This window comes from Sphingobium boeckii, from assembly GCF_014199215.1.
GTDB lineage: Bacteria > Pseudomonadota > Alphaproteobacteria > Sphingomonadales > Sphingomonadaceae > Sphingobium_A > Sphingobium_A boeckii.
Map to the genome: position 1 here is coordinate 63,993 of NZ_JACIJC010000004.1, position 25,241 is coordinate 89,233.

The following is a 25,241-nucleotide window of genomic DNA, read 5'->3' on the forward strand; positions in this document are numbered from 1 at the left end:
GTATATGCGTTTGCTAGCAATTATCTGTGCGGGAATCCTTCCGGGCACGCTCGGAGCCACCACCTTGTCCGTCACCGTCAATGGCGCGGACGGCAAGCCTTTGCGCAATGCGGTCGTCAGCGTGCAAAGCCCGGCTACGCGCGTTGGAACGGCATCCGTTTTCACCGATGCACCCAGCATCACCCAGCAGAATATCCAGTTCGCGCCCGATGTGCTTCTCGTTCGCAAAGGGACAACGGTCTCCTTTCCCAATCGCGACAAGGTGCGGCACCACGTCTATTCCTTCTCCAAACCCAAGCGCTTCGAGCTGAAGCTGTATGGCAAGGACGATACGCACTCGGTGCGCTTCGAGATTGCCGGCACGATCGCGCTCGGCTGCAATATCCACGATCAGATGTCGGCGTTCATCCGCGTCGTTGATACCCCCTGGGCTGGAAAAACGGACGCCAACGGCCGCGTCACGATTTCCGGCATCCCCGGCGGCTCTTCGACGATCACCGTGTGGCATCCAAAGGCGGTTGCGAAGAATGGCGAGTTCGTGGCGCCATTGCCATTGCCCGCGAGCGGGTCGATCGCGAAATTGATTACGATGCGCGTGGCACCGCGATGATATCCGCGGTCCGTCCCACAAAGCCGGGATGGCAATTCCGTATGCCGCGTTTTCGCAGTATGCGCACCAAGTTGAGCGTTCTCTATACCGGCATGTTTGCCCTGACGCTGATGCTTGTCGCGCTCGTCGCGCAATATGCGATCGTAGCTAATGTCGAACGCAGCGTTCTTGCCGAATTGACCAACAGCAACAAGATTTTCAGCCGGCTGCTGGATTTGCGCAGCAAGGGATTGCGCGATTCTGCCGATACGCTGGCACGCGATTTCGGCTTTCGCGCCGCGGTGGCAACCGGGGATCAGCCAACGATCGAATCAGCCCTGGCCAATTTGCGCACGCGATCCGGCACGGACAATGCCTATATCATCACTGATGACGGCACTCTGACGGGCACCGGAGACACTGCGTTGAAAAAGATCGCGGCCCAATTGCCTTTCCGGATGCAGGAGGGGCGCAATGCCGCCGTGATTTCCACGGGCGCGCGCAGTTACTATGTCGTGACCACTCCTATTCTGGCACCCGAACGCATCGGCTGGGTGTTGTTTGCGATCGAACTCGACGCCGCCGAGATGCGCGCGCTGGAAGGCCTGTCCACCATTCCCCTGACGGCCGATGTCTTGCACCGGAAAAGCGGCAGCCAATGGGTGTCGCCCAGTGCATCGCGCGGCGCGGACCAGAATATGATCAGCGATTTCGTCAATGTTTCGCTGAGGCAGGGCACCGCCGAGGCCCGGCCGATCGCTCTGGCCGCCGGCTCTGCCTTCGCCTTGGCAAAGCCTTTGCCAGCAGCGGAGAATGAGACGGAGAGCGTGTTGCTGCTCTCTTATCCGTTCGCCAAGGCGATGCAGCCCTATCGCGCGCTTCAGGGGGGCATCGTTCTCGCCGGATTGATCGGCCTTGTGCTGATCCTTTTCGGTAGCCTGAAATTGGCGCGCAGCATCGCCCGCCCCATCGCCCGCCTGGATCGGGCCGCCCGCGCGCTGGAGGAGGGAGAGCGCACCGAGGTTCCAGTGGATAGCGATGACGAGATCGGTCGCCTGGCGCGCAGTTTCAACGCCATGTCGACCGGCATTGCCGAACGGGAAAACAGGATTGCCCATCTGGCCTTCCATGATTCATTGACCGATCTGCCAAATCGCGTTCTGTTTCGGGAACAGCTCGACGCCGATCTGCGCCGCGCTACGCATAGGGACGCGCCGGTCGCCGTGCTTTGCCTGGATCTGGATGGCTTCAAGAGCGTGAACGATACACTGGGCCATCCCGTGGGCGACGAGATGCTGAAGCTGGTGAGCAAATTGATCAGCGAGCTTTGCGGCGAAGCGCATCTGGCCAGGCTGGGCGGTGACGAATTTGCGATCATCCTGAATGATCAGGCCGCGACGGATCGCCCGAGAGCCTTGGCGCAATCCATCGTCGATCGGCTGCGTGAACCGCTCTTCGTGGCAGGTCACAGCGTTGCGACGGGTGCCAGCATCGGGATCGCCATTGCGCCGCATGACGGGGACGACGCCGATACGCTTTTGAAAAATGCCGATCTCGCACTCTATCGCGCCAAGCAGGATGGCCGCAGCACATTCTGCTTTTTCGAACCGGCTCTGGATGCAGCCGCCCGCGCGCGTCGCCAATTGGAACTGGATATGCGCGAGGCGCTATCCGAAGGTCAATTCAGGCTCGATTTTCAGCCCGTTCTGTGTCTGAAGAATGATCGCATCTCGGGCTTCGAAGCCCTGTTGCGCTGGCATCACCCCACGCGCGGGCTCGTCTCCCCCGTCGAATTTATCCCCGTGGCCGAAGATACCGGCCTGATCATCCAGATCGGCGAATGGGTCATCCATGAGGCCTGTCGCCAGGCGAAATCATGGCCGGCCCATATGCGCGTTGCCGTCAACGTATCGCCGCTTCAATTTCGCAGCCCCGGCCTCAAAGGAGTGATCGTTCAAGCGCTCGCCTATAGCGGGATCGAGCCGCATCGTCTGGAAATCGAAATGACGGAATCCATCTTTCTGGAAAATACGGACGATACGCTGGCGCTGCTTCATTCTTTGCGCGCGCTCGGCATCAGATTTGCACTGGATGATTTCGGCACGGGCTATTCCTCGCTCAGCTATTTGCGCAGTTTCCCGTTCGACAAGATCAAGATCGATCGCAGTTTCGTCACGGGGATCGCATCCGAGCAGAATGCGGCAGCCATCGTTCGCGCAATCGTCGATCTGGCCACTGCCTTGGGGATGGAAACCACCGCCGAAGGCGTCGAACTGGAAAGCCAGATGGCGGAATTGCGGGCGCAGGGTTGCGGCACGATACAGGGATTTCTTTACAGTCGACCGGTATCGGCCGAGCAAGCCGCCCTATTGATCACCGCAGACGCCCAGGACGCCCGCCGCGAGGCCGCCTGACGCGATTGCGTTTCGAATGGACGGGAAAAGCAGCCGGACGCCGACCATATCCGCCTGCCTGCCTTCCAATGTTCAAAGCACTTAATTCTTGCCTGGATTGCTCTGCAGAAAATCAGCTTGTTGCACGGACAATCGAAATGACCGGCTCACGGGGATCTCCATGCCGTTGGTGAGCACCAATTTCAGCGAGACATTGTTGCGAACGACGTGGGCGACCGCCCCGGCTGTGACCCAGAAACTGCGATGGACCTGCATCCCTTTCGGACCGAGCTCCCGCATCGCGTCCGACAGACGATATAGGATGAGTGCATTGCCCTCGGTGGAATGGATGCGCAGATAATGTTGCTCCGCTTCAAGCGCTAGAATCTCGCCGCGCAAATGGGCGGGCCATTTGGCGAGAAATGGACTGTCGTCTCGCCCATGCTCGCTTAGGAGTTGCGTCTTTGCCACGGGGCTGAAGCCATAACGCGGCATCTTCATCACATGGAAAAGGACGAGATTGATCGTCGGCCAGACGATCCAGGCATAACCATGGGTTTTCAGAAACGAGGCGGCGTTCAGGGCGAGAACGGGCAGCGGACGGTCCAGCGGCAGACCCGGAAATATCCGATAGGTGACATGGACGACCCATTGGAAGAAAAAATCCGCGGGCAGCGACGCGAATAGGGCACCCATCAGAAGAACGGCCCAAAGCGGAAAGCGCGCACGGCGGAGCGGCTTCTGCAAAATCCGGGTGAAAAGATCATTGAGCCACCAACCGCCCACCGACAGGATCACCCAGAATCCGACAGCATGGAATTTCGGCCATTGCGCGGTCCGGCCGGCTTGAGGCCACCCTGCAAGAAACCCCAGAACGACCGGGATCAACAGATAGAAAATGAGCGCTTCTCTGGGACTCAGGCCCAGCACCGTGCGTCGGTCAGACGACCAGAATGAGCCAGAAAGCGGAACTGTCTTCGCCAAGGATATTCCCAAAAGTCAGTGCGGAACCCGTCAATGGGTCTGACCTTTGTCAAACGATTCATCTGCAACGTCAATCCATTCGCGCAGCACGAAACGCATTCATGCACGCTGGAGCCTTCCCAAATGTCTTTGGGGAACCCTGCGCACCGCCCGGGAATACACCGTTGAGCCGGCAACCCGAATGCTTAGCACCTGCAGGACAGATAAAAGACGCCGGCCTCAAGGCTGGCTTGGACAAGGGGCAATTCTCCATGCGGACGTCCTCTATCAGCGCCGCCGAGTGCGCGGCACCAGCGGTTGAAAAGCGGTGAGCGCACGCCCTTTGCAAGGCTTGATCGCACCCGATCTGAAAAGACCCGAACGATGAAGGATCGATGCCTGAATCGCGTCGATGCGCTGTTATGCACCATGGCGATTTCGATTTCCGCGCTGTTGCCCTTACAGGCCGGCCACGCTCAAACACCGCCCAGATCGGCCGGTACAATCGCCTGGGCGCAGTGCAGCGCCTGTCATGCGCTGAAGGCCGGCGCGCCCAACAAAGTGGGACCCAATCTATTTGGCATTTTCGGGAAACCAGCCGGCAAAGTGATCAACTATAATTATTCTCCGGCCATGAAGGCCGCCAACATCGTGTGGAACGACAAGATGCTTGATCTTTGGCTGACCCGTCCGTCTGCGGTCATCAAGGGCAATAAGATGGCATTTTCAGGCATATCGGATGCCAAAAGACGCAAGGTACTAATTGAATATATCAAACATTCTGGAAAATAACAGTAACAAATTAATATATATAAATAAGTTTTATGGCCATAAGATTTTATTATCGCCTGTCGGATAAAAAATGGTTCGAAATTGAATCAGTTTTTTTGCCAATCTAAGTTGACAATTCAGAAAAATCTGAATGTTTTTCTATATATTAAGGGGTATTATATGAAAAATTCCACAAAACAAGCATCTGTTGATCGTAAATCTATGAGAACAGTGTGCTATTTGGGCGCATCATTGATTTCTTTAAGTTCAGGGACCGCGTTCGCGCAAATCGACGAGATTGTGGTCACGGCCCGCAAGCAGGAAGAAACGCTTCAGGAGGTGCCGCTGTCGGTTGCAGCCTATGATCAGGAACTGATCGAGCGCTACGACATCTCCGATCTCTCGGACATTGCCAAGCGCACGCCGAACTTCACCTTCTCCAACAATCTGGGCCTCTTTGGTGGCGTTCCTGTCGTCCGCGGCATCGGCGCACCGCGCACCGGCGGTTCGGCATCGGTGGGCGTTTTCATTGACGGGATCGACACCGGCAATTCGTCGGGCATCAATCTGCAGTCTTTCGATGTGGAGCGGATCGAGGTCGTGCGCGGCCCGCAGAGCACATTGTTCGGTCGTGGCGTTCTGGCGGGCGCGATCAACTATGTCTCGCGTCGCCCCAATCTGGAAAAGCTGGAAGCCGAATTTTCCGGAGAGGTCGCCGAGCACAATCTCTATCGTCTCGAAGGCCGGATCAGCGGGCCTGTGGCCGATGGCGTCGCCGTGTCGCTGGCGGGCCAGCGCCGGAGCTTCGATGGCTTCTACAACAATTCCTTTTCAGGCCAGGATGTCGGGGACAGTGACAGCTATTCCCTGATCGGCGGCCTGCGGGCAAAATTGGGCAGCGAGAACCAGGGCGAAGTCTATCTCCGTCTTGCCTATAGCAAGGAAAATATCGGTCAGCCTGCCTGGCATCAGGTCGCGACAAACACCCAGACCGGCACGCTCCCGAACCAGCGCTGGTATGTGGGGAAATTGCGCGGGGATTCCGATCTCATTGCGCACAATGGCGACAATTATGGGCAGATCGATCTGGAATTTTATCGCGCGGGCCTTCACTTCGATTATGATTTCGGCGGCGTGACGCTCGCGTCGATCACGAGCTACAACCGTGCCTATCAAACCCAAGACACCGACATCGATTTCACAAGACAGCCCGACATCATTGCGGGCACGACATTGCTCGGCAATTTCCGCAGCACTCTGGATGTCGAGATCGAGGATTACAGCCAGGAACTGCGCCTTCAATCGGATAATGACGGGCCGCTGAAATGGCTCGTGGGCGGCTATTACCGCAAGGAAGATTACCGGAGCCTGGATTTCAGCCCGACGGCGGCGCAGGGATCATCATCTATCTTGGCGCCAACGCCCAATATCCTGACACGCGAGATCAAGACCTTCGGTGCGTTCGGCTCCCTGAGCTATGAGATCACCGACGGGCTCACGCTCTCGCAAGAACTGCGTTATTCCGAAGACCGCATTTCCGAAACGTCCAAGCCGCGCGCGGCGTTGGTCGCCGGCGCATTTGAAAACAAGTTCACGAATGTCTTGCCACGCACGATCCTCGAATATCAATTTTCGCGCGACAAGATGATCTATGCCAGCGTGGCCAAGGGCAACAAGCCGGGCGGTTTCAACAACTCGGCCGGCACCGGCTTCAGCCCGGTTCCGGATAATCTGAAAGCCTATAACGAAGAAGAAATGTGGGTCTACGAAGCCGGCTTCAAAACCTCCTGGCTGGACAGACGCCTGACCTTGAACGCATCGGTCTTCTACATCGACTGGTCCGATATCCAGGTGAACTCGCAGGTAATCGTGGGCGGCTTCCCGGTTGGCATCACGCTCAACGGTGGCAAGGCGCGCGGGACCGGCTTCGAAGCCGAACTGCGTTTCCAGCCGGATGACCATTGGGATGTCTATGGCGGCATTGGTTATTCACCGATCCGCATCCTGGACTATGTCGACACGCGCGCCACGAACGCCGGGATCAAGACCGACGGCAAGGATCAGATCGCGGGCACGCCTGATTGGACCGGCAATTTCGGCACGATCTACAGCTTACCGATCAACGACACCGCGACTGCATTCCTCCAGGGCGATCTGAACTATCGCAGCACCACCTACGCCACGGAAGCAGGTCTGGCCGAAACGGGATCCAAAACCACGGTGGATGTCCAGGCGGGCTTCAAGAACGGCACGGTGCGGGCAGCGCTCTATGTGAACAATCTGTTCGATAATCGCGCCATCGATTCGACCCGCGCCTACGTCAATCCTTCAAATTATGCGCGAACCTTCATCGTTCAACTGCCAAACCCGAGGCAGATCGGCATCCGTTTTTCCGTCAAATACTGATCGCCATCCTGTTTTGCAGGCAACCAGCGCCGGAGCATTTCCGGCGCTGGCAAGCCGCTCCCATCCGGCGGCGATCATGACGACATCGCGCGTATCCGCTGCTCGCCACAACAATTGAGGAAAATCATGTTCGATCGCCGCAAATTTCTGACTTATGCGACGGCCGCCGCCGGTGTGGCAGCGATACCCAAAAGTGCTTTTGCAGCCGACACCGCCGACGTCATCATCATCGGCGCGGGGCTTTCCGGCCTGAATGCCGCCATGCTTTTGAAAGAGCAGGGGATGCGGCCCATCGTGCTTGAAGCCAATTCCATCGTCGGCGGCAGGGTCAGAACGCATGAAAGCGTGGACGGGCCGGTAGACGTCGGTGCCAGCCAGATCGGCCGCAGCTATGCGCGCGTGCTTGATATGGTCCAGAAGATGAATTTGAAGCTGATCCCGGAAGACCGCGATCTCCTGCCCTTTGGCGCTCATTATCAAGGTGCATGGATCGACAACGCCAAATGGGCGGATAACCCCCTCAACAAGACGGTTGGAGAAGAACGCAGCATTCCGCCCATGCTGATGGCACAGCGTCTTGTTTCAAAATACAATCCCTTTCAGGATGTCACCGATTGGCTCGATCCCAAATACGCGTCGCTGGATATCAGCCTCCGCCAGCTCCTTCAGTCGCACGGTCATAGCGAACAGGCGATCAAGCTGGCCTCGCTCTGGCCCAGCGGGATCGACATCGACAGCACGTCAGTGCTGCGGATGTGGCAGGAAGAGACACGCGGTGCCGTCGATGTCAGTTTCGGCGCGACCGGAAACACGGAAGAGCAGCACGCCGGCCGGGAACAGCCGTTCGGCGAAATCCATCAGCGCAAATTGGTCAACGGCCTGACATCGACGTCCAATATCGAGGGCGGTTGCCACCGCCTGCCCGCTGCGATGGCAGCGACGTTGGGAGATAGCGTGCGCCTGAACAAAAGGGTCGGCCGCATCGAAATGAGCGACAAGAGCGGCACGGTTCATTGCACTGATGGCACCAGCTACAAGGCGCGGTTCATCATATCGGCCATCCCATTCACGATGCTCCGGCAGGTCAAGATCGAAGGCGGTAACGGCGGCACTTCGCCGGATGCCATTGCACACATGCCTTATGCCAATACGGCGCGGCTTTATCTCTCGGTTGATCCGTTCTGGCAGGAGGACGGCCTTCCCGCATCCTTCCAGACCGATGGGCCATTGGGGATGTTCTGGGCGATCCAGAACCACCAGGGCGGGCCAACGAACCGCGCGATGATCGTGCTGACCGGGCCGAGCGCACGCAATATCAGCGCCAAAGGCAAGGGCAGCGAGCAATTCCTGATCGATGAATTGGCACGTCTCCGTCCCGCTTCGGTGGGCAAAGTGAAAATCAAGACCTATAAGGATTGGGCGCTTGATCCGCTGCAAATGGGTTGCGGCTTCAGCTTCGCGCCCGGCCAGGTCAACAGCTTTGGCCGCTCCATGCTGGAGCCCTGGAAAATCATGCACTTTGCGGGCGAACATACGCGGCGCATAGATTTCGGCATGGAATCGGCCATGGAAAGTGGCGAGCGCGCCGCGATCGAAATCATGGCGCGTGCATGAGGCCGATCTGAATTTGGGCGGTTAAGTCAGGATGGAATGATGAGCGTTCAACCAACACCGTCAGCCTTCAACAAAGGCGCAGGCGAATATCCCGGTCGCCTGCGCCCATGAAGACAAAGCGATATGCCTTCGCTTTACGCCTGATGATTGCGGCTTTGGGCGTGTCGAGCAGCGGGTCGGTGACCGCGCAAGCGGCACCGGTATCCTTTGCCCAGTCGCCAGCACCGCCTGCGCCTGATTACAGCAAGACGGAGGCCTGGACGCCGCTCGCGGGCGCAGTGCCAATCGTGGCGCCAGGCGCGACGCCGGCCGCGGCTTCGCCCGCCATCGACATTTTCTATATCCATCCGACAACCGATCGGAGCATGGATCACTGGAATGCCGATATCGCCAATGGCGCGCTCAACGCCTGGACCGACGCCAGCGTGGTGGCGCGTCAGAGCGGCATATTCAACGCCTGTTGCCGGGTGTTCGCGCCGCGGTATCGCCAGGCGTCCTTCCTGGCGCTGATGAATATGAAAGGCGATGGCAGCAAAGCGTTCGATCTCGCTTATGGCGATGTCGAGCGCGCGTTTGATGCGTTCATGGCAGCCAGTGAAGGCCGGCCTTTCATTCTGGCGGGGCATAGTCAGGGCGCATTCCATCTGGCGCGCCTTCTCGAACGCAAGATTGACGGCACCCCATTGGTGGCGCGGTTGGTCGCGGCCTATGTCATCGGCGTCAATCTGTCCGAAGGCGAATTTGGCAAAACCTACAAAACGATTTCCATCTGCGACACGCCGGATCAGACGGGATGCGTGGTGGCATGGAATGCCGTTCTGCCCGAAAGCAACCGGGCGGCTACGGCCGCTCTCGCGGAACAACGCTATATCGAGCGGTATGGCGATGATCCCGGCAAGACGATCCTGTGCATCAATCCGCTCACATTCGATCGCGCGCGTCCGGATGCGGATGCGGATAAAAGCCAGGGCGCGGTTCCAGGCGCTCCCGGTTGGGGCGGACTGCAGCGCTTGAGGGCAAACGGCGTGAAAGCGCGCTGCGACAAGGGCGCGCTGATCGTGGAGCCTGATGCCGTGCTTGATCTGCAGCCCCTGCCCGGCGGCAGTATGCACTATCATGATCTGGGGCTCTTTTACGCCGATGTGCGGGCCAATGCGATGTTGCGCGCAGCCGCATTCCTGAAGATGCGAGGCCGGAAGCATTGAGCCGGTCGCGGTGCAGACGGGCAGCCAAAGGCTCGCTTTATGCCGCGCTGATCATGGCCATCGGCATAGCTGGCTTCGTCCTTTCCGCGCGCAACGGTTGGCTCAAACCCGATGAGGCGGATGTGCGCCTCCGCTATGCCCTGCCGCAATCCATGTTCGTGGATATCGACGGGCAATCGATCCACTATGTCGATGAAGGTTCAGGCGATGCCATCATCCTTGTCCATGGATCCTATGGCAGCCTCTTGATATGGAATGACTGGGCCGCCGCGCTCAGCCCGCATTATCGAGTCATCCGGTATGATCGCCCGCCCATGGGGCTGTCCGGCACCGATCCCGAAGGGCGATACGATTCAGACCGGGAGCAGGCGCTCATCGCAAAGCTGGCGGACAAATTGGGCGTGGACCGCTTCGTTCTGGCGGCAACGTCCAGCGCCGGCGAGCCCGCCGCCGCTTACGCCGCCGATCATCCTGGCCAGGTGCGCGGGCTGATCCTCGCCAACATCGCCGCAGGTCCGCTTGCGATGACACCTCCCCATTATCCGCTCTGGTTCCGGTCGGTTCTATGGGCGGATTCCTGGTTTGGCGGCTGGCATCCCACCGCTTTTTGGCGGGGTGTGCTTGAGATGAATTTCGCGGATCGAAGCAAGATCACGCCGGCCCTGGTGCAGCAGTGGACCGATCTCAACAATCGCGCGCAGGGTATGAAGCGCCAGCCACGGCCCTCCGGCTATATTCCCTTCACACGCACGCCACAGGATCTCGCCCGGATTGCGGTGCCGACACTGTTGCTATGGTCGGATCGTGATCCTGAAGTGCCGCTGGAAACGCAGGGTAAAAAGGCGCTCGCGGGTCTTGGCTCGCGCGATAAAGCGCTGTTGGTAATCCAGAATTGCGGGCACATGATGCCCATCGAATGCGGCATTGCCAGCGCGCGCAAAGCCCGGATTTTCATGGATCGGCTTTCGCTGAAGCCATCCTGATCCGCGCGTCGCGTCCAACGAACGGGGCTGATTTCTGGCTGCCTCGAATCTGCGACGAAGTCCTTCGTGAGGAAAATTGGTTGAGTCTGCGGCAGAGCCAATCAATGCCGAAGGCCCGCCTATTCTTGCATGATGGTGAATGCCTCTGTTCCCTCAGAGGCCTCTCCGGTATATCGGCGCAGCCATTGAGGCGCTTTGCGCCGCTTCAGTGCAAGGTGCCGTAAAATTGCGGACGGCATTGCGGCCCCCATGGGGCATGGTGCCAAAGCCGCCGAAATCTCGATGAATGGGACTGGGCTTTCGATCAATGCCTGACGGATATGTGTGAGACCATGAACCAGACTTTGGATGAACTTGGCTGGCGGCCATTTTTCGACGCGCAAATCTCAAGTCATGACGATGCCGGATGTCACCCCGTCCGCGTGATGGCGGTCCATCGCGGCAAGATCGCGGTCGCTGGGGCGGGATCGACACATCTTATACAACCTTACATACCCGACGCCGCTGAAGCCGACGATCATCCAACGGTCGGCGACTGGCTGCTGATTGAGGATACAACGCTTCAGATCAGGCGCATTCTGCAGCGTGAGAATCTGTTCAAGCGGCGCGCGCCCGGCAAGGATCAGAAGACGCAATTGATCGCTGCCAATGTGGATACGCTCTTTATCGTGGCCTCCTGCAACCAGGATTTCAGCGCCCCGCGGCTGGAGCGGTATCTGGTACTGGCACGCGAGGTCGGCGTTCAACCCGTCGTGGTTCTCACAAAAACGGACCTGACGGATACACCTGACGATTTCGCGGCAGCGGCGCGCCACCTGCAAGCGGACCTGCTGGTGGAAATGGTCGACGCGCGCGATGCCGACAGCGTCGCTCGCCTCGCGGCCTGGTGTGGCAAGGGGGCAACGGTCGCTCTTCTTGGATCCTCCGGTGTCGGCAAATCGACGCTGGTGAACACGCTGAGAGGATCCAACAACATCGCCACACAAGCCATACGAAAGGGCGACGACACCGGGCGTCATACGACCACGGTCCGCGAAATGCACCGGCTGGATCAGGGGGGGTGGCTGCTCGATACGCCCGGTATGCGGGAATTGCAGCTCACCGATGCCGCGGCCGGTCTTGCCGAGGTATTCGATGACATCGTGAATATGGCGCAGCACTGCCGCTTTGCCAATTGCGCGCACAATGTCGAGCCGGGCTGCGCCATCCAGACGGCCATTGCCGACGGATCGCTTGCGCCCGCGCGCCTTGATCGTTGGCGCAGGCTGGTGACGGAAGAGACTTACAACAGCGCAAGTCTGGCAGAGCGCCGCGCCCTCGATCGCATCGCGGGCGCGGCAGGCAGCAAACGGAAATAGGATGCGAGCAGCGATGCGCCTTCCAATGATCCTCAGCGTGTCGCGACAGCGATCAAAGCCGTAGACGGGATCGGAAGAACCGCCGCTTGACCGGCCATCTTCCGTGCCTCGTCTATCACCGCCACCCTGTCTGCATCGCTCAGGCTGGTCCAGTCGGGCGACATGCCGAAAAGCGTGTCGGGCTCGTCCAGAGCCGAGACCTCAAGCGTATAGTCATGCGTCACGCTGGCGATCTCCGGATTGCGATAGCCCGCCGCAACCATCTCGCAGGCAAAATCGCCGGGATCGCTCAGCGCCAGCACGGCTTCAAGCATGGCCATATTCTCGCGCTCGGGAAACAGCTTCCGCCGGATCTGGCCGAGCAGCAGGAATGTCGCCGCTCCCTCGGTCTGCCATGTCGCGACCACGCCAACGCCGCCCGGCTTCGTGACTCGTCGCATCTCTTTCAGGCCTTTGCGCCAATCGGGAAACATGATCACGCCGAAGATCGAGAAGACGGCATCGAAGCGCGCGTCGGGCAGATCGAGCGCCTGTCCGTTCATGACCCGCGCCTCCACATTGGGCAGCCCCGCCGCCGCAACACGCGCAACCATGGCAGGCGAAAAGTCGGTTGCCATGACTTGCGCGCCCGTGCGCGCTGCCGCCAGCGCGAGCGCGCCGGTTCCACTGGCCACGTCGAGAACATGGCTCGCCGGCTTCAACGTCACGCGCGAAAGCGCAGCCTCTGCAAAACGCGTCGTGAACGGATGGGCCGTCCGCTCATAATGGGTCGCCGCCGCATCCCAGTGATCGGGATTTTCAAATTCGCGCATTTTCCGCTCTCCGAATCATGTAACTTTACGAGTATCGTGAATAGAAGCGCTTGCCAATGATGAAAGGCATGTGAAAGGTCGGATGATGCGAAATGACAGTCGTCTTTCTCGAATGCTGCATGTGCTGCTTCATATGGCGCGGCATGATGGCCCTATGACATCGGAGGCCATCGCCGCGATGCTTGGAACCAATGCAGTGCTCGTCCGCCGCACGATGGCCGGGCTGCGTGATGCTGGCTATGTCCGCTCGGACAAGGGACATGGCGGCGGCTGGACAATCGCATGTGATCTCCACCGGGTTACGCTGCTCGACGTCCATCGCGCGGTCGGCGGCCCCAGGATCTTCGCGATCGGCAACGAAAATTCCAATCCCGGCTGCGCCGTCGAGCAGGTCGTCAACGAAGCCGTGGGCGATGCCTTGCGCGACGCCGAGGCTCTATTGGTCGAACGGCTCGGCGCGGTGAGCTTGGCCCAATTGGGTTGCGCCTTTGAAGCCCGCTGTTCCGCGACGCTCCAGTAGGAGGTTTGTGCACGATAAGATGGGATGGCCATCTGGCGATCACCTTTCCTCTTACACAATGCGCCATGATTTCGGCTTGGAGCACCGCGGAAACAGCATGGTGAAAGAGCGTATCGAAACGGCACTCGATGCTCGTTTCACCCAGATAGCCTACAGACGCGCCGCGCCGAGAAAGTCTTGAATCGCAGCCGCCACACCCTGCGGGTCGGCCGTCGCCTGAAAATTATCACCCGCCGTCGTGGCCACCGTCGCTTTCGGGAAAATGGCCCGAGCGCGGTCGAAGGTCTCGTAGAAGAAATCGCCTGGCGCGGTCAGCAGCAACGTCGGTATGTGAACATCGCGTGCGCGCGCGGCCGTATCGTGTCGCGCCACGGCCATATAAGCCTTGGGCCGCGCGCGCCACGCATGAAGCAAATCGACCACCGCATCCTGCAGCAGATCGACGGCGCAGGTCGGGTTGTTGCTGGCTGCATAGCCCCAATTGGTCGCAAGATGGCTCCCGTCGCGCACCGGGCTGATCGGTGCCTCATAATGCTCGATGAAGCGCGCTTGCTCTTCCACGGTCATGAACACGGGGCCGGATAGCATGAGCGACAATACGCCCTCGGGCCAGGCCGCAGCAATCTCGATCGCCAGCGTGGCACCGGTATGATGCCCGAAAAGATGGAAGCGACTGATCGACAGTGCATCCGCTGCTTCGACGACGAAAGCCGCATAATCCTGAAGCGAGGGCCATAGGCCCAGATCGGCCGAGTTTCCGAAACCGGGCGTATCGAGCGCGATCAGGCGGTTCGGCAGGGTCAACGCCTCAAGGAGCGGATCGTAGCTGCGCGCCGAAGACGCGGTCTGATGCAGAAAGATGATCGCGGGTTCGCTCCCGGCGACGGAATGATAATGAATCTGGCCGCCGGTGGCATCGACATAGCCCTTGCGAATTTCGCGCATTGCGTTCTCCCAAACGGGGCTATCGCTTCAAGCCTCGTCCACATCCGATAACTCAGCGCTCGCCGCAAGCGCGCCGCTTTCTGCATCGGCTGCCACGGTATAATATCATTTTTGCTTAAGGGTTTACCGGCTTGCCCCGTCGTAGCCACCTCGCGGATAACCCAGATCACGGCGCGGTGCGCATTTCCAACCGGCGGCTAGCGCCCTCCCCGATTTACGTTCCGGCTTTGACCGATTTTACCGCCTTCTTGCGGGATTCGCGCGGCGGGATGGTGCGGATCGAGCCTGCATATTCGGCGATCATCACGAATATCCAGAATTCGATGCCGCGCCAGGTACCGGTTGCCAGGCCGGTCACCACATCCATCAGGAAAAACGCGACCGCCAGCATCCGGAATCCGACCGAACTGTTGGTCGGCATATCCGCGCGGAGCGATGCGGTGAGCATCATGATAAGGCTGAGGACGCCGAAGAGCACCGAACTGACGAGTGTTTCCGCGCGATAGAAACCGTCGAGCGCCGCGATGAACCAGAAGAGCCGCGCAATCGCGAACTGGCTCTGGCGGGTGATCTGGCACAGCTTGATGATCGGCGGCACAAAGAGCGTCCTGCCGATCCAGCTATCAATTTTGGTGAGAGACATGCCTCCGTATATCGCGCGCCGGCGTGATGCGCGAGTGGTCGCGTTCGCTATCCGCCAGTATCCGTGATATGATCAGGCATCGCTGCCGCTTTATGCAAGCTGGGCACCGACCGTCAGACATTGGAGAGCTGCCGCTTGAAAGCCGGAGCCGATCCATGAACAATTCAGCCGCCACCTGCAGGGCGCAGGAAGCCCATCATCTCAAGATCGCCGAAGCGTCCGAACTTGCCAATGTGCGCAATATCGCCCTGGCCGCCGCCACCGCCTGGGGGCATGAGGCCGTTTGGGCCGAAAAGCGCGAGAGCGGCTCCGTCAATCGTCTGAGCGCGGCTGATGCCGAGATCGCCAGGGAGTTTCAGGAAGACGCTGACGAGATTGACGATGGACCGGAACCCGACCGCGCCGCACTGTCAGCACAAGACGGCACCGGCGCATGACCGGCGACACGGCGCAGTCCAGATTTGCGGCCTTTCTCAACAACAGTCCTGACGGGGTGATCGACAAGAAAACCGGTTTCACCAAGGCGGACGGCCTGACGATCCTCAATGTACTCGAGGCCGCACGCCTTGCCATCGTCGCGCCAGCGCTGTCGGTCGGTTCGTGGAATGGAGGCCATTAAGCCGAAGTCGGCCGAGCTACGACTTCATTCGATGCGCGGTGAACGCATCTCCGCTCCCAGCCCAAGCGCCGCCCACGATCAGGCGCGCATCGCCCCGGCGTAGAATGAGGCGCGCGCCCTGTTCGCCTTGCCGGACCATGTGGCAGACATCACCCAACCGCCGCCGCATTCCCGGGCAGGCCTGATGGGAGATGGATGTAATGGATGCAGCGCTCGAAGCCCTGTTGGACCGCGAGGCGATCCGCGATTGCATCGGTCGGCTGGCCCGCGGCGAAGATCGACGAGATCCCGGCATGATCAGCGCCGCTTACTGGCCGGATGCCGAAACCGACTATGGCGTGTTCAAGGGCGATTTCGCGACCTATCTCGCCTGGGTCGTGCCGGGCGCGGATGCGATCAGCAACACCCAGCATGGGCTGGGCCAGAGCGTCATCGAGATCCAGGGCGATCAAGCGCGCGTCGAGACGCAGGTCAGCGCCTATCATCGCATCGACATGGGCGACGGTGATCGCGATATCTGCATCGGCGGGCGTTACCTAGACCGCCTGGAAAAGCGGAACGACGCATGGCGGATCGCACACCGCCTGATGCTCTATGACTGGTATCAGGATTGGGGCCAGTCGATCGATTGGACGCAGGGTGTGATGGGCATGGCCTTTAGCGCCGGTCATTACACGGGCCGGTCGATCGGCGATCATAGCGAGACATTTTTCAGCATCGCTGGGACACGATAATGGGCGCGCTATCGGGGAAAGTGGCCGTCGTTACCGGATCCAGCCGCGGTATCGGCAAGGGCATGGCGCTGGCGCTCGCAAGCGAAGGGGCGACGGTCTATGTCACGGGCCGCACCGTGACCCCGGGGGTTCACGATCTGCCGGGCACCGTCGGCGAGACCGCAGCGCAGTGCACGGCGCGTGGCGGCAAGGGGATTGCGGTCGCGGTGGATCACGCTGACGACGATGAGGTCGCGGCGCTCTTCGATCAGGTCAAGACGGATGAGGGCCGGCTGGACATTCTGGTCAACAATGCGTTTGCGCTGCCCGACGATCTGACGGACCCGGAACCATTCTGGGAAAAGCCGCTCTCCAATCTCCAGATGTTGGACGTCGGCGTGCGATCGAATTTCACGGCCGCCTGGTATGCGGCGCGGATCATGGCGCCGCAGCAATCCGGCCTGATCGTCGCCATCTCAGGCTATGTCGGGGTGAGCTACACCTATGGCGTGTTGTTCGGCACCGCCAAATCGGCGGCCGATCGCATGGCGCGGGATATGGCGATCGAGTTGCAGCCGCATGGAGTTAGCTCGATATCTCTCTGGCAAGGGTTGACGATGACGGAGCGAGCCGAACGCAATCTGGCGACCATCCCCGGCCTGCAGGGACGCGATGCCACACGGCCGCAAGATGGGTGCTCGCCTGAATTTCCAGGCCGGGTCATCGCGGCGCTTGCCCAGGATGCAGACGTCATGCGCCTGTCGGGCGGCACCTTCATCACGGCGGAACTGGCACAGGAATATGGTGTCACCGATATCGACGGACGGATCATCCCATCGCTGCGGGATCGCCGCGGCGCGCCGATCTGGCAACCGATTGCGGAGACAGCATGAGGGACGAACATCGCATGGCCCGCATGGAGGCGCTGCTCGACAAGCAGGATATTCTCGAATGCCTAACGCGGTTCAGCCGCGGCATGGATCGCTTCGATCGCGACCTCTTTTTGTCGGCATTCCATGGCGACGCCATTATGGCCGCTGGCCCGTTCGTCGGCAGCCCTTCGGATTGCTATGATTGGGCGGCCGCCATGCACGAGGCGGGTCAGGTGGCCACGCATCACAATCTGCTCAACGTGAGCTATGATATCCAGGGCGATATCGCCCATACCGAAACCTATTATCTGTTCGTCGGCCGCAATCGCGACGAGAGCAACTGGATCGCGGGCGGGCGCTACATCGATCGGCTGGAGCGGCGCGACGGCCAGTGGAAGATCGCGCTGCGCACCAATGCCATCGAATGGTCCGGCAGGGCACAGACCCTACCGATCCCCTTCGCCGATGTGCCCGGCATATCCGACAATGGCGCACCGGCGCGCGACAAGACCGACCCATCCTATCAGCGTCCGCTCACCAACCGGCGCACGCGTCTGAACCCCGCGGCAGACTGAGTAATCCCACGCCTGCGCCTGGCTCGAGAATGACCGCCATGCGATCATTCCTGCCCGGAATCCGTTCCTGGTGCAGCGAGGCAAAGATAAGGCAGACCGGATTGATCGGCAGTCGGACAGTCCGGAGCTTTGCCGCTGGTGCGGCGAAGGCTCGGCTAGGCTCGGTTGTTTATCACAGACCTGAATGGGACACAGACTATGGCTGCCTATATCGTTGCTACCGTGCAAATCACCGATCCTGTGAAATTCGGGGATTATGTGAAGGCGATTACAGGATTGAGCGAGAAGCATGGCGGCGAATATGTGGTGCGCGGCAAAGTGGCCGAAGTGCTTGAAGGCGATGTGAACCCCGAAGAGCGCGTGGTGGTCTCACGCTTCCCCACCGCCGAGGCCGCGATCGCCTACGCCAAATCGCCGGAATATAAGGCGGGTGCCAAGCTGCGCGAAGGCGCTGGCACCGTTCAAACGCGATTGCTCGTCGATCCGGCCTGATCCGGATGCCTGGCTGTGCGATCATCGTTCCGTGATCGGGTCCGGCCTTATGATCGCACAGCAACAAGGCAGGTGTTTCTTATGACGCTCCACACGTCCCGACGCCGGTTCATCGCCATGGCGGCAGCATCGGCCGCCGCCGGCAGCGCCCATCCGCTGTTCGCCGGGAAAGCGCGCGCACCCGAACGTGTCGATCTGATCACGGCAGGCGGGCGGGTAACGCAGGTGACCCACTGGCGCGCGGCGAAGCGCCAAGGTGTGATCCTGTTTTCCCACGGCGCGCTTTCCTCGCCCGCCAAATACGATCCCCTGATCCTGCCCTGGGTCGCGGCGGGCTTCGACGTGTGGGCGCCGCTCCATGTGGATTCGACCGATCATCCCGATACCAAGGCATTTGCGGGCAGCGCGAGCTGGCGCGCGCGGCTTGAGGACATGCAGGCGCTGGCCAGCCATGTGAATGCGGAATCCTTCATCGCCGCCGGCCACAGCTATGGCGGTCTGGTCGCGCTCACTTTGGGCGGCGCATCGCCCACCGTGCCGGAAGGCTATTCGGCACGATTGCGCGATCCGCGCGTGCAGGCGGTCGTCGCTTTTTCCCCGCCGGGCCATGCCCCCGGGCTGGTGACGGGCGCTGATTATGCGAGCCTTGCAGTCCCTGCCATGATCCAGACCGGAACTTTGGACAATCCGCCCGCCGCGCCCGGTACGAAGCCGGACCCCGAGGGCTGGCGCAGCCATTTGCTGGCCTATGACAATGCCAGACCGGGCGGCGATCGCTATGCGCTGGTGCTGGATGGGGTGGATCATTATTTCGGCGGGCTGATCTGCCGGCCCGAGCTGCCCGGCCCCAGGCAGAGCGCGCCAATGAAACAGGCCGTGGCGCTGTCACTTCAATTTCTGGAGGGATTCGGCCTTGGCAGAAAGCGCGGCCGCGCAGGGCTCGACGCGCGCCTGAGCGAGAGCGGGCCGGTCATGCTCCGGCGGAAATAGCCGCCCGGCGCTTTGGTTCGCCCCCTCCTGTCGCACAACAAAAAGCGGCTATCCGTCATCATCGGATAGCCGCTTTTTTGGGCGCGTCAGCCCGTTGAGGCAGGAGCCGGCATTCGCCGGCCCCTGCGCATGTCCATCAGAAGCGGAAGGCCGCTTCCGCACCCCATTCCGCGGGACGCGGCGGCGAGGAATAGAGGCACTGCTGGTTCGATCCATAGACCGCGGTATTGGTCTCGATGAAGGCGCAACCGCCTGTCGCCCCGGCCAGACCCGAACCCGTGGCGCGCTGGTTGTTGAAGATATTCCGGCCGAACAGCGCGAAATCCATCTGGTCATTGTAGAAGCTCAGACGGGTATTCACCGTCCAGGCGCTGCGCACCGAAACGGTATTGGCCAGCGTGGCATAATAGCTGCCACGATAGCTGCCATCGGTGCGGAACGACATGGCGTAATCCTGGAACATGTCAGGCACCGTATATTCACCCGAGATATAGCCATTCCAGCGCGGCACGTTGCCCTGGGTCTTCCCATCGAGAACGACCGATCCATCGGTCGAAACCGGGAAGCCGACCGACGATGTGGCCGCCAGCCTGATGGGTTCAGTGGTTGTGAACTCCTGATGCGCATAACCGACCGCGCCGCGGATGGTGAGGCGCGGAGTGAGTTTGAACGTGGATTCAAGCTCGAAGCCCCAGATCTCGGATTCGCCCACATTGTTGGCCGATGTGATATTCAATACGCCACCGGTCGACGTCGCCGTGGTGACGGTGCTGACGAGTTGCTGATCCTTGACCTTATTGTAGAAACCAGCAGCGTTGAACACCAGTCGGCCGCCCATGAAGCTGTTCTTCGAACCGATTTCGAAATTGTCGAGCTTTTCCGGATCGGCATAGAAGATCGTCGGCACACCCGACAACACCACATAGCTGAAGCGGCCGCTCTTCACGCCGCGTGAATAAAGGCCATACAGCAAATTATCCTGCGATGCCTTGTAGCTCAATGTGAAGCGTGGCGTGAAATCTGTCGAACCCTGCGATCGGCCCTGTGCGATCGGGCTGATGCAGGTCGCACATGCGAGGTAATTCAATGTTTCGCGCGCAATACGACCCTCGCTGCTCAATGTGAGCTTGTCGGTCACATCCCAATCCAGCCCGCCGAACCCGGCGATGTTTTCAATGGTATCCTGGCGCAGCTTGCCTGTGGGGTTCGCGGTCGTCGCGTTCAGCGGGAACCAGGATGTATCCTTTTCCCAGAAATAATACGCACCCACGCGCCAGCGGATCGGCAAATCGCCAGGCGAAAGAATCACGAGCTGGTGGCTTGTGTTCTCGAACACTTCCTTGCCCTTGCTCGTGCTCGTTCCCAATCCGGTGACGGTCACGGAACCGGTGCCCACCTGATCGCCAAACACGGGATCTTGGCCGACGCCTGTTGCGCGATTGATGCCCGGCAACCAATTATTATGCTCATAGCGAAGATAGCCGCCGCGATAGCTCAGCTCGTAATCGCCCATCTTCTTCGAAATGATCGCTGATGCGAAATAGCGATCGCGCTTGGTGCCATAGGTGCCCTTGGTCGCCACCTGGTTCACATCGGGATCGGGCATATGGTCTGGCAGGAAAGAGCCAAGGCCGCGCGCCATCGGCGTCACATCGATACCGGCTTCGAGCCAGTCGCGTGGATGTTGCAGAGTTTGCGCAGGCACGGTGTCACTATCGTGCGTGTAAAGGCCACGGAGCTTGATCGAGAAGGTATCATCTGGCTCGTAGAACAGCGTCGCGGTGCCGAATTGCGAACGCTCGCGCCCCACCGGACGGTCTTCGTCGGCCGATTTCGCGACCGCGCCATTCTGCGTGACGGAACCCGAGACGCTCAGCCATAGCTTGTCCTGCACCAGAGGAAGCGTGAGCGAGCCACCAAGGAAATAGCTGGCTTCAGGCGCGCTGTGACTGAAGCTGCCGCGGGCACGAACATAGCCATTGATGTCGTTGCCGCTGGGATCCTTGGTGATGAAGTTGACGGCACCGCTATAGGTGGAACGCCCGAATGTGGCCGCCTGCGGCCCCTTGATGATCTCGACGCGTTCGACGTTATCGATATCGAGCGACGCGAGCTGGCCGCTCAGCGCGATACCGTCGAGGAAGAAGGAAATGCCCTGATAGCGCTCATCCGATGTGTTCGATGTGAGGCCGCGCATGGCGTAGGCGGAGGGATCGTTGCGGCCCGATCCGCCGAAAAGGCTGATGTTCGGCGTGATCTTCTGAAGATCGCGGATATCGCGGATCTGCGCTTCGCCCAGATCGGCGGTGGTCAGCGCGGTGATCGACAGCGGAACATCCTGCAGTCTTTCTTCGCGGCTCTTGGCCGTCACGACGATATCGCTGCGGCTGTCTTCGGCCTGCGCACCCTCTGTCTGGGCAGAAGCCGAATAGCTGATCGCAAGCAAGCTGGAACCCATCAACACCGTCAGGGCGTCACGCATCCTTGAATTTCTCGAAGTCATTATATGTCCCTTTTTTAGGATGATATTGTTGCGCGGATCCCAAGACACAGCATTCCAGTCGCACCGACACGGCGCGTCTTTCGGCAGCGCCGAAACCCGTAATTTTGGATGTTCCTCCTGACGACCGCACCTTATCTGTCCGATGCTGATCCACATCGGCCACCAGGCATATTTTGCATCGCCGTTCCGCAGTCTATCGCGGGCTATTCTTCCATAAACGCACCAATTTCGGGAACGGGTATTTTCTGGATCCTATCCACCTTCCGGATATCGAAAACCCTCTTCTCCCGAACTATAAATCTTATCATTTCCTTGTGTTAGAAGCTATTTGGCACTGATTTACGCTTAACTATCTGGCAGCGGCCGCTTCAGCATTTTTCTGCAATTGCGCGCTGACGCATTCTGCTTCCGGAACACCGGCGGGGCAGGAATTCAATTTCGGTGCCAGACTGTTTTCCTTCGGCAGACGCACCGTGAGGATGCGCACCGGCTCGGTGCCGATCGTGCGCGACGTATGGCCCCGTCCGGTCACGTCGGCGGCCAGGACCACATCGCCCTTGCGCATGACATGTTTCGAACCATCACCCAGCCCGATTTCCAACTCACCGGATAAAACGATGAGCAAGCGCGGCGTGGAAACGCCGTGCCAATCGATGAAGGCACCAGGGAGAGAATCGCCGATTTCGACGTCCGTCGCATAGAGGCGGGATTGAACGCTGCGTCCGGCTTCGCCGCCCGTGCGCGGCAGGCTAACGATCTCCAGGTGGGATTCGCCATCGCTGCCGCCGGACATTTGCATGATCTTGAACGCCTCGCCGGTCGGAGACAGTGGCGAGACCGGCTGGTGAGCCGGCGGGGTCTTGGCGGCGCACCCCGGCGCTGCGCTCAAAAACAGCACGCTGCTCAGGACAATCGACGAAATCCGTTTCAATATACGCTCCCGCAGGGTTGCCTTGTGACAGGAAGATGTCAGTCACCTCGTGACCAAGCAATTGCAATAATATCTGTGGGTGATCGGAAACCCTTAACCCTCGACGTCGGCCATCGCCCTGTCACCCGTACGCTCGGCGGCCAGGCGGCGCAGGCGCGGGATGAGTTCCCGCCCATGCAGTTCGATATCGCCGAGAAGATCGAAGCCACGCATCAGGAAGCCGGTGATCCCCATATCGTAATAATCCATCATTGCATCGGCTACCTGCTCTGCCGTGCCCACCAATGCAGGTGGCAAGGTGGGCGTGGCGAAATCCAGCGACGCCTTGGTTGTGCCCGTCCACAGCCTCTTGTCCAGCAGATCACGGCCCGCCGCGATCTCGCTGAACTGGCTGCGGTTGGCACCGCCGCGGGTGGTGGACATGGCGGGATCAAGCCGCAGCCCCGGCCGCGAGGCCGTTTCGCCTTTTTTCTGCAATTCCTGCTGCTCGATCGCCATTTCATGCAGGCGATGGAGCACATGATCGGCGGTGCGCCAGGCTTCTTCCTCGGTTTCGCCGATGATCACGCGTGCCGACGTCTGCAGCCGCATGGTGCGCCCCGCCTTGGCCGCCGATGCCTTGAGTTCGGCCACCGTCGCGCGCATTTTCTCCAGCGGCTGAAGTCCGCCGATGGCATAGACATCGGCGCATTCGCCGGCTTTTTCGATCGCAATGGGCGATGTCCCGCCCCAATAAATCGGAATCGAGGACTCTTGCACCGGCCGCAATTCGGCGAGCGACTTGTTGAATTTGTAGAAATCGCCGTCGAAATCGACCGGCTCGGTCGCGCCCCACATCGTGCGCAACACCTCGACATATTCGCGGCTGCGCCGATAGCGCTCTTCCTTGGTCAGGAAGTCGCCGTCGCATTGGGTTTCCACGTCATTGGCCGCCGATATGATATGCACGCCCGCCCGGCCCTGAGACAGATGGTCCAACGTCGCAAACATGCGCGCCGCCATGGTGGGCGCGATGAAGCCCGGCCGGTGCGCGACCATGAATGCCAGCTTGTTCGTGATCGCCGCAGCATAGGTGGCAATCGCGAACGGATCCGGCGCAAAGGAATTCTGGAGGATCAGCACCCGATCAAAATCATTGTCGTCGAATCGGCGCGCCAGCTCCCCGACCATCTCGCGATCGAAGACCGGCCCCTCGGCTGCGCTGATCTCGGACACGTTGCGATGGACCAATACGCCCAGAATCTCGATGCTCATCTATTTCCCCAAGGGTGACCCGCCAATTCCTCTCACCTGACACTCTGCCGCCCCTCGGATAATCCAAATTATCTGTTCCTCATGAAAGGAAAGTTGATCGACAACGCTCGCCGGATCGCTTGGCCAGTTCCAATTGAGGCGCTTCCCCGGAGAAGACCGATGAACATCACGAAGCTCGAAAGGATGATCGCCGTCGCTGAATGCGGGAGCTTTCGAAAGGCATCGCTCCAGCTCGGAATGTCGCAGCCCGCATTGACGTGGAGCATCAGGCAGCTTGAAGAGAGTCTGAATACGCGGCTGTTCGATCGCGGGCCGCGGGGCATACGCACCACGCCGATGTGCGAACGCCTGATCGTGCGCGCCAAGCTGATCGTGAGCGAACAGGCTCGCTTCGTGGCCGAGGTGGAGCAGAACAATCGGGAGCAGGAAATCGAAGTCGGCGTTCATCCGATCATGCTGACGGGCGATTTCGCACGCTGCGCCGCGCAATTCAGCGAAATTTCCCCCGATATCAGGCTGCGAATACGCGAAGGCTATAGCTCCAATCTGCTTGAGATGCTCCAGCGCGGAGAGCTGGATTTCGCCTATTGCGGTTTTCCCGAAGCCATTGCCGACAATGAGAATTTCGAATTCGAGCAGGTTTCGGTGCAGGACTATTCGGTCGTGGCCCGGCCTGATCATCCCGTGTTCGAAGAGCTGGCGGACGGGCGGGCGATCGGACCGCATATCTGGGCGCAGTTCGACGCGCAGAACATCGTCGCCGGCAACCGGAACAGTGACGAGATTTCGATGTTGCTCGAAAAAGCGGGCTACAGCGAAAAATCGAAGACCGTGCGATCGTCTTCCATGAGCCTGATCAAATTGTTGGTGCAGGAAGGCGGGCTTCTGGGCCTGATCGCAGACGAGTTTATCGCTGACGAGCTGGCGACAGGAAAACTGGGGCGCATCCCAGGCACGCAGATCCAGGCTGCGCCCATCGGATTTGTCAGCTTGAGCGGCAGTTACGAGAATCCCGCCGCACGACGGTTCAAATCGATGCTGCGTCAGCTCCGTCGCAGCGGCCGCAACGCCCCCAGCCGGATTTAGAGCA

The 25,241-nt window shown here is 60.0% G+C and carries 24 protein-coding genes; 17 read left to right on the forward strand and 7 right to left on the reverse strand.

Going from position 1 to position 25,241, the window contains the following annotated elements; genetic code table 11:
* Nucleotides 1–4 precede the first annotated feature (4 nt).
* Together FHS49_RS11830 and FHS49_RS11835 are read left to right on the forward strand one after the other, a co-directional pair.
* Nucleotides 5–610 carry a cupredoxin domain-containing protein gene (locus FHS49_RS11830; protein ID WP_184018773.1) on the forward strand — a complete coding sequence of 202 codons (606 nt, stop codon included), beginning with the start codon at nt 5–7 and terminating at the stop codon, nt 608–610.
* Nucleotides 611–669: 59 nt separating this feature from the next.
* Nucleotides 670–3,003, forward strand: a complete 2,334-nt coding sequence (locus tag FHS49_RS11835) for a putative bifunctional diguanylate cyclase/phosphodiesterase (RefSeq protein WP_246350660.1) — start codon at nt 670–672, stop codon at nt 3,001–3,003.
* 81 nt (nt 3,004–3,084) lie between these two features.
* Here the strand turns inward: FHS49_RS11835 and FHS49_RS11840 are convergent, their stop codons facing one another.
* Nucleotides 3,085–3,966: a LytTR family DNA-binding domain-containing protein gene (locus FHS49_RS11840; protein WP_184018777.1), complete on the reverse strand. Its 882-nt coding sequence runs from the start codon at nt 3,964–3,966 to the stop codon at nt 3,085–3,087.
* 297 nt (nt 3,967–4,263) lie between these two features.
* On the opposite strand from FHS49_RS11840, the gene FHS49_RS11845 reads away from it, so the two are divergent.
* The 6 genes from FHS49_RS11845 to rsgA all read left to right on the forward strand — a co-directional run bounded on the left by FHS49_RS11845 (nt 4,264) and on the right by rsgA (nt 12,282).
* Nucleotides 4,264–4,737: a c-type cytochrome gene (locus tag FHS49_RS11845; RefSeq protein ID WP_184018779.1), complete on the forward strand. Its 474-nt coding sequence runs from the start codon at nt 4,264–4,266 to the stop codon at nt 4,735–4,737.
* A 279-nt stretch (nt 4,738–5,016) separates the two neighbouring features.
* A complete protein-coding gene (locus tag FHS49_RS11850) occupies nt 5,017–7,122 on the forward strand; it encodes a TonB-dependent receptor domain-containing protein (protein WP_184018781.1) in 2,106 nt (701 codons plus the stop codon).
* 126 nt (nt 7,123–7,248) lie between these two features.
* Entirely contained in the window at nt 7,249–8,736 is a 1,488-nt protein-coding gene (locus tag FHS49_RS11855; protein WP_184018783.1) for a flavin monoamine oxidase family protein, read from the forward strand.
* A gap of 143 nt (nt 8,737–8,879) precedes the next feature.
* Complete coding sequence (locus tag FHS49_RS11860) at nt 8,880–9,941, forward strand: DUF3089 domain-containing protein (protein ID WP_184018785.1); 1,062 nt, start codon at nt 8,880–8,882, stop codon at nt 9,939–9,941.
* A 53-nt stretch (nt 9,942–9,994) separates the two neighbouring features.
* On the forward strand, nt 9,995–10,924 hold the full coding sequence (locus FHS49_RS11865; protein WP_184018787.1) for an alpha/beta fold hydrolase: 930 nt from the start codon (nt 9,995–9,997) through the stop codon (nt 10,922–10,924).
* Between the two features lie 332 nt (nt 10,925–11,256).
* A complete protein-coding gene (gene rsgA, locus FHS49_RS11870; protein WP_246350663.1) occupies nt 11,257–12,282 on the forward strand; it encodes a ribosome small subunit-dependent GTPase A in 1,026 nt (341 codons plus the stop codon).
* A 32-nt stretch (nt 12,283–12,314) separates the two neighbouring features.
* On the opposite strand, the gene FHS49_RS11875 is transcribed toward rsgA, so the two are convergent.
* The gene (locus tag FHS49_RS11875; RefSeq protein ID WP_184018791.1) at nt 12,315–13,094 is read right to left on the reverse strand and encodes a class I SAM-dependent methyltransferase; all 780 of its coding nucleotides are present in this window, start codon (nt 13,092–13,094) and stop codon (nt 12,315–12,317) included.
* Between the two features lie 85 nt (nt 13,095–13,179).
* Here FHS49_RS11875 and FHS49_RS11880 point away from each other — a divergent pair, with 85 nt between their 5' ends.
* A complete protein-coding gene (locus FHS49_RS11880; RefSeq protein ID WP_184019770.1) occupies nt 13,180–13,614 on the forward strand; it encodes an Rrf2 family transcriptional regulator in 435 nt (144 codons plus the stop codon).
* A 150-nt stretch (nt 13,615–13,764) separates the two neighbouring features.
* On the opposite strand, the gene FHS49_RS11885 is transcribed toward FHS49_RS11880, so the two are convergent.
* Together FHS49_RS11885 and FHS49_RS11890 are read right to left on the reverse strand one after the other, a co-directional pair.
* Complete coding sequence (locus FHS49_RS11885) at nt 13,765–14,559, reverse strand: alpha/beta fold hydrolase (protein ID WP_184018793.1); 795 nt, start codon at nt 14,557–14,559, stop codon at nt 13,765–13,767.
* A 214-nt stretch (nt 14,560–14,773) separates the two neighbouring features.
* Complete coding sequence (locus FHS49_RS11890; protein ID WP_184018795.1) at nt 14,774–15,202, reverse strand: hypothetical protein; 429 nt, start codon at nt 15,200–15,202, stop codon at nt 14,774–14,776.
* A 155-nt stretch (nt 15,203–15,357) separates the two neighbouring features.
* On the opposite strand from FHS49_RS11890, the gene FHS49_RS11895 reads away from it, so the two are divergent.
* The 7 genes from FHS49_RS11895 (at nt 15,358) to FHS49_RS11925 (ending at nt 19,463) form a co-directional block, all read left to right on the forward strand.
* The gene (locus tag FHS49_RS11895; RefSeq protein ID WP_184018797.1) at nt 15,358–15,639 is read left to right on the forward strand and encodes a hypothetical protein; all 282 of its coding nucleotides are present in this window, start codon (nt 15,358–15,360) and stop codon (nt 15,637–15,639) included.
* A complete protein-coding gene (locus FHS49_RS11900) occupies nt 15,636–15,821 on the forward strand; it encodes a hypothetical protein (protein WP_184018799.1) in 186 nt (61 codons plus the stop codon). The genes FHS49_RS11895 and FHS49_RS11900 overlap by 4 nt, the downstream gene beginning before the upstream one ends.
* Before the next feature lie 200 nt (nt 15,822–16,021).
* A complete protein-coding gene (locus tag FHS49_RS11905; protein WP_221240493.1) occupies nt 16,022–16,555 on the forward strand; it encodes a nuclear transport factor 2 family protein in 534 nt (177 codons plus the stop codon).
* On the forward strand, nt 16,555–17,427 hold the full coding sequence (locus FHS49_RS11910; RefSeq protein ID WP_184018802.1) for an SDR family NAD(P)-dependent oxidoreductase: 873 nt from the start codon (nt 16,555–16,557) through the stop codon (nt 17,425–17,427). The genes FHS49_RS11905 and FHS49_RS11910 overlap by 1 nt, the downstream gene beginning before the upstream one ends.
* Nucleotides 17,424–17,981: a nuclear transport factor 2 family protein gene (locus tag FHS49_RS11915; RefSeq protein WP_221240494.1), complete on the forward strand. Its 558-nt coding sequence runs from the start codon at nt 17,424–17,426 to the stop codon at nt 17,979–17,981. Before FHS49_RS11910 ends, FHS49_RS11915 begins: the two co-directional genes overlap by 4 nt.
* 198 nt (nt 17,982–18,179) lie before the next feature.
* Nucleotides 18,180–18,473, forward strand: a complete 294-nt coding sequence (locus tag FHS49_RS11920) for a DUF1330 domain-containing protein (RefSeq protein ID WP_184018804.1) — start codon at nt 18,180–18,182, stop codon at nt 18,471–18,473.
* 117 nt (nt 18,474–18,590) lie between these two features.
* Entirely contained in the window at nt 18,591–19,463 is an 873-nt protein-coding gene (locus FHS49_RS11925) for an alpha/beta hydrolase family protein (protein WP_246350665.1), read from the forward strand.
* A gap of 136 nt (nt 19,464–19,599) precedes the next feature.
* Here FHS49_RS11925 and FHS49_RS11930 read toward each other — a convergent pair whose 3' ends face one another.
* The 3 genes from FHS49_RS11930 to FHS49_RS11940 form a co-directional block, all read right to left on the reverse strand.
* A complete protein-coding gene (locus FHS49_RS11930) occupies nt 19,600–21,945 on the reverse strand; it encodes a TonB-dependent receptor (RefSeq protein WP_184018808.1) in 2,346 nt (781 codons plus the stop codon).
* 370 nt (nt 21,946–22,315) lie between these two features.
* Entirely contained in the window at nt 22,316–22,864 is a 549-nt protein-coding gene (locus tag FHS49_RS11935) for a cupin domain-containing protein (RefSeq protein ID WP_184018810.1), read from the reverse strand.
* 126 nt (nt 22,865–22,990) lie between these two features.
* Nucleotides 22,991–24,151, reverse strand: a complete 1,161-nt coding sequence (locus tag FHS49_RS11940; protein WP_184018812.1) for an LLM class flavin-dependent oxidoreductase — start codon at nt 24,149–24,151, stop codon at nt 22,991–22,993.
* 159 nt (nt 24,152–24,310) lie between these two features.
* Between FHS49_RS11940 and FHS49_RS11945 the strand changes: the two genes are divergently transcribed.
* Entirely contained in the window at nt 24,311–25,237 is a 927-nt protein-coding gene (locus FHS49_RS11945; RefSeq protein WP_184018814.1) for a LysR family transcriptional regulator, read from the forward strand.
* Nucleotides 25,238–25,241 lie beyond the last annotated feature (4 nt).

Coding starts and splice junctions, on each gene's coding strand:
- FHS49_RS11865 (WP_184018787.1), top strand. CDS start 9,995: ATGGCCATCGGCATAGCTGGCTTCGTCCTTTCCGCGCGCAACGGTTGG.
- FHS49_RS11830 (WP_184018773.1), top strand. CDS start 5: ATGCGTTTGCTAGCAATTATCTGTGCGGGAATCCTTCCGGGCACGCTC.
- FHS49_RS11925 (WP_246350665.1), top strand. CDS start 18,591: ATGGCGGCAGCATCGGCCGCCGCCGGCAGCGCCCATCCGCTGTTCGCC.
- FHS49_RS11880 (WP_184019770.1), top strand. CDS start 13,180: ATGCGAAATGACAGTCGTCTTTCTCGAATGCTGCATGTGCTGCTTCAT.
- FHS49_RS11890 (WP_184018795.1), bottom strand. CDS start 15,202: ATGTCTCTCACCAAAATTGATAGCTGGATCGGCAGGACGCTCTTTGTG.
- FHS49_RS11855 (WP_184018783.1), top strand. CDS start 7,249: ATGTTCGATCGCCGCAAATTTCTGACTTATGCGACGGCCGCCGCCGGT.
- FHS49_RS11945 (WP_184018814.1), top strand. CDS start 24,311: ATGAACATCACGAAGCTCGAAAGGATGATCGCCGTCGCTGAATGCGGG.
- rsgA (WP_246350663.1), top strand. CDS start 11,257: ATGAACCAGACTTTGGATGAACTTGGCTGGCGGCCATTTTTCGACGCG.
- FHS49_RS11940 (WP_184018812.1), bottom strand. CDS start 24,151: ATGAGCATCGAGATTCTGGGCGTATTGGTCCATCGCAACGTGTCCGAG.
- FHS49_RS11915 (WP_221240494.1), top strand. CDS start 17,424: ATGAGGGACGAACATCGCATGGCCCGCATGGAGGCGCTGCTCGACAAG.
- FHS49_RS11835 (WP_246350660.1), top strand. CDS start 670: ATGCGCACCAAGTTGAGCGTTCTCTATACCGGCATGTTTGCCCTGACG.
- FHS49_RS11885 (WP_184018793.1), bottom strand. CDS start 14,559: ATGCGCGAAATTCGCAAGGGCTATGTCGATGCCACCGGCGGCCAGATT.
- FHS49_RS11900 (WP_184018799.1), top strand. CDS start 15,636: ATGACCGGCGACACGGCGCAGTCCAGATTTGCGGCCTTTCTCAACAAC.
- FHS49_RS11860 (WP_184018785.1), top strand. CDS start 8,880: ATGATTGCGGCTTTGGGCGTGTCGAGCAGCGGGTCGGTGACCGCGCAA.
- FHS49_RS11910 (WP_184018802.1), top strand. CDS start 16,555: ATGGGCGCGCTATCGGGGAAAGTGGCCGTCGTTACCGGATCCAGCCGC.
- FHS49_RS11875 (WP_184018791.1), bottom strand. CDS start 13,094: ATGCGCGAATTTGAAAATCCCGATCACTGGGATGCGGCGGCGACCCAT.
- FHS49_RS11905 (WP_221240493.1), top strand. CDS start 16,022: ATGGATGCAGCGCTCGAAGCCCTGTTGGACCGCGAGGCGATCCGCGAT.
- FHS49_RS11895 (WP_184018797.1), top strand. CDS start 15,358: ATGAACAATTCAGCCGCCACCTGCAGGGCGCAGGAAGCCCATCATCTC.
- FHS49_RS11930 (WP_184018808.1), bottom strand. CDS start 21,945: ATGCGTGACGCCCTGACGGTGTTGATGGGTTCCAGCTTGCTTGCGATC.
- FHS49_RS11920 (WP_184018804.1), top strand. CDS start 18,180: ATGGCTGCCTATATCGTTGCTACCGTGCAAATCACCGATCCTGTGAAA.